Annotated in this window: 3 protein-coding genes; 1 reads left to right on the top strand and 2 read right to left on the bottom strand. The window is 73.6% G+C overall.

Features of this window, described 5'->3' with window-relative positions; all coding sequences use genetic code 11:
- Window positions 1–544: uracil-DNA glycosylase (locus RWR81_RS12855; RefSeq protein ID WP_314458114.1), on the top strand; the 544-nt coding region annotated here is incomplete at its 5' end.
- Between the two features lie 24 nt (window positions 545–568).
- On the opposite strand, the gene RWR81_RS12850 is transcribed toward RWR81_RS12855, so the two are convergent.
- Window positions 569–2,341 carry a DUF3027 domain-containing protein gene (locus tag RWR81_RS12850; protein ID WP_314458113.1) on the bottom strand — a complete coding sequence of 591 codons (1,773 nt, stop codon included), beginning with the start codon at window positions 2,339–2,341 and terminating at the stop codon, window positions 569–571.
- A gap of 152 nt (window positions 2,342–2,493) precedes the next feature.
- Window positions 2,494–3,715, bottom strand: a 1,222-nt coding sequence (locus RWR81_RS12845; protein WP_314458112.1) for a helicase-associated domain-containing protein, incomplete at its 5' end; no start/stop codon positions are given.

The raw sequence follows: 3,715 nt of genomic DNA, 5'->3' as shown, positions 1-3,715 counted from the left end.
GGATGCCCGCATCTACGTCGTCGGGCTGGCGCCGGCGGCCAACGGGGCGAACCGCACCGGCCGCATGTTCACGGGGGACCGCTCCGGGAACTGGCTGTGGGCGGCCTTCCACCGGGCGGGCCTGGCGACATCACCCGCCTCAACGGCGGCCGGTGACGGGCAGCGACTCATCGGTGCGCGCATGGGCGCCGCCGTGCGTTGCGCCCCGCCCGCCAACAAGCCGACGACCGTCGAGCGCACCACCTGCGCACCGTGGCTCGCCCGCGAGATCGCCCTCATGCCCGAGGTCAAGGTGCTGCTGGCGCTGGGCGGGATCGGATGGGGCGCGGCACTGCGAGTCACCCGCGAGGCGGGGTGGACCCTCCCCCGCCCTCAGCCGCGCTTCGGCCACGGGGCGACGGCGGAGCTGACCAGGCCCGACGGCAGGCCGGTGACGCTGCTCGGCAGCTACCACCCCAGTCAGCAGAACACGTTCACCGGGCGGCTCACCGAGGCGATGCTCGATGAGGTGCTGGGGACCGCCAAGCGCCTCGCTGAGGCATGATGGCGGAGCGCAGCCGAGGAGGTGTCAGGAGCGGTCGGGCAGGACGGCCTCGAGGTCGGCGAGGGTCCGCGGCGCGTGCTGGGGCTCCGCCTCCTCCGCCTCCTCGGGCTCCGCGCTGGACGCGTCCTCCTGGGACGTCGCGTCCGCGCGGTCGTCGGCGCCTCGGGCGCTTGGCACTGGGACCGAGGGCCTCGTAGCCGATTCTTCGTCCGTTCCCCCAGCAAGTGCATCGATCCCAAGCGCGAGGGACAGGCCGGCCACGGCGGCGCGGGCGGATGCGGCCCGCTCACTGGGTGAGTCACCAGATCCAATGCTGGCAGAGGTCCGCGCCGGGTCCACGGCTGCCATGAGGACCTCGGCGGCATCGGAGGCCGATGCGGCCGACGCAGCAGCGGCAGTCGTCTGCCCAAGTTCTTCGAGGTCGAGCTCCAGCAGGCGGCTACGGCGGTCCTCAGCGGTTTCCTCCGTCGAGTCGGACGTACGACGACGCTTGGCCGGGGCGGCCGTACGGCGGGAGCGCTTCGCGGCGGGCTTCCTCGCCGTCTTACCGGTCTTCTTCCCGGGAGCCTCCGCCGACCGCTCCTCGGCAGCGGGCTCGGTGACATCCGCACGCTCGGCGCCGCCCTTGCCGTCGGCGCGAGCAACGTCGTCAACAGCGCCGTCGAAGTCGGCCGTGGCCGTCGCGACGTCGGCGGAGGCATCGACATCCTGGAACGACGGCTCCGCGCCGGCGCCCGGACCGGGCGCATCGGCCGCATTCTCATCGGGGGCCCCGTCGGGCTCGCCGCCGCTGTCGACGCCGTCATCCGACTGCTGGGCGGCGAGCTCGGCGATGCTGCGGCCCTCGCGCAGGTCGAGCCCGTTAGTGCTCAGCGGCACCATGAGGTGGTCGTCGACCCGCGAGGGGTTGATAGGCCACTCCGGGCCCTGGTCGGGCAGGTCGGTCTCGGAGTGGGCGCCGCAGCCGTGATCCAGGGAGACGACGCTGCCGTCGTCGGCGGCCCACTCGTTGGCGCACACGCCGAAGATGGCGCGCAGGGCGCCGGCCATGGGCACGAAGAAACCGCAGGTGGAGCAGGTGGCGTGGGCCTTGCGGACGCCCTCGGCGTCGGGGCCGTGGTCGCCGCCGTACCAGCGCTTGGCGGCGCTGGACACGCCCTGGGCGCTCAGGACCCGGGGGCGGCCCAGATCGAGCTGATCCAGGGCGACGGCGTCGGCGTCCTCACCGGTGGCCTCCCAACCGGGTTCGAGGCGCTCGTCGGTCTCCTTGCGGGGGAGGCGGTCGGAGCGGGTGATGTCGCCGGGTTCGAGGCGCTCGGCCCATGGGACCCAGGCGGGGGCGAGGAGGGCCTCCTCTCCGGGGAGGAGCTCCATCTCACAGACGGTGGCGGTGCGGCTGCGTGGGACGCGGCTGAGGGTGACCGCCCAGCGCCAGCCGCGATAGCCGCTCAGGGTGCAGTCGAACAGGTGGGTGACGAGGCGGTCGGCGTTGGGCACGGCGGCCAGGTACTCGCCGACGGTGATGGGGTCGGTGACCTCCTCCAGCGCGTGGCGGGCGAGCTCGACGGCCGCCGGGCAGGTGAGGGTCTTGTCCTTGGCGGCCTGGGCCTGCTCACCGGGGGTCGGCAGGGCTCCGGCGCGCGGCACTGGGACCAGGGCCGGAGAAGGCGAGGCCGGACCCGATGTCGAGCGCTCCAGGGTCGCCGCGGCAGTGCGCGCCGTGGAGCCTGAGGCTGGGTCTGGCCAGGTCGAAGGCTCGCCTGAGGCACCGGTGTGAGAGTCGATCGTGTCGGTCACTCGGCCAGTGTAGGGGAGGCTCCTGAAACTGCCCCGGCCCGCACGGGTTGGCCTGGGCACATCGACTCAGCCTCCCGCACTTCGACAGAATCTTCACAATCGACACGGATACGCGTCATTTTTGAAGAAAACGTCGGTGAGTGAGAGAACCGTCAGTTCGTCTCGACCGAGACGATGCGGTGGACGGCAACGGTCAGCTCGGTCTCGCGCACGACGTCGCGCAGGCGCACCCGTCCGGACTCCACGGCCATGACTCTCACCTGCCGTTCCTGCACGGCGCCGTCGGGACCGGCCAGGGTCAGCCGCAGCCGCGAGCGCGAGGACTGCGCCTGACGCAGAACCGCCAGGGCGTGCACCGGGTCGGTGGCCACAGCCGTCTCTCCGGTGGCCTGCAGCGCCTCCTGCCCCACGCGGAGTCTGCCCACCAGGGACGCCAGCTCGCGCCTTCCGGGCCGACGCCGTCGCACTGAGTGCTCACTGCCGGGCAGTGAGGGCTCAGGGGCCCGGTGCGCCTGCTGCGCGGTGGCCGGCCCGACCACCAGGTGACCGCTCGCGTCCTCGGTCACCGGCGCCAGCCCGGTGTCGCGCAGCTCGCGCAGTACCTGCCCGGCACTCGCCGTGGCCACGAGGATCCCAGGCGCCACCTCGTCCAGGCCGAGGTCCTGCAGGCGAGGCTCGGCCAGGAGTCCGGCGGCCGTCGCCTCGTCGCCGACCCGCAGCAGCGCGGACACGGCCCGCACCCGCACCGCCCCGTGACGGCGGGCCGCGTCCTGGATGAGCACGCTCAACGAGTCCGGCAGGGGGGCGGGACTGTAGCGGCTGATCGCCTGGGTGATCTCCTCGGCCCGGTAGCCGACGTCGAGCGCGCCGCGCACCGACTCAGGCGTGAACCGTACCGTGAGCGCCCCACCGCGCGATTCGACGACGCTCGTGCGCTCCAGCAGCGCGGCCAGCTCTGGGGCGGGCCGGCCCGGGACGATGGCGGTGAGGTCGGACTGGACGAGGATCATGTCGACGGCGGCCGGCAGGTCCGTGGCGAGCGCCGCCTCCAGCGCTGCCAGGGTCTCGTCATCCGAGAGCGGCTCGGCGTGCGCGTCGCCGCCCGTCTCCTCGGCGCGGTTGGTGCCACCGAGGCTGCCGCCGAGTCCCGCGTCCTGCTCGTCGAGGCTCGCCGCCGCCCGTCGGGCGAGGATCCTGCCGGCCTCGGTGAGCGCGCCGCCGCCGGTGATCCCGAGGGTCTCGGCCTCGGCCAGGACCGCGGAGATCGCCCCGCCGGGGATGGTGCGCCGGGGACTCTGCCAGGTCAAGGCCGCCCGCACGAAGGACGGAGTCGCACTGGCGCCTGGCGGGAGGTCGCCCAGGAGGGCGAGCACC

Origin of the sequence: uncultured Actinomyces sp. (assembly GCF_963526355.1) — a bacterium.
GTDB lineage: Bacteria > Actinomycetota > Actinomycetes > Actinomycetales > Actinomycetaceae > Actinomyces.
The sequence above is the reverse complement of the archived record's forward strand: the minus strand, read 5'-3'. Positions and strand labels throughout refer to the sequence as shown.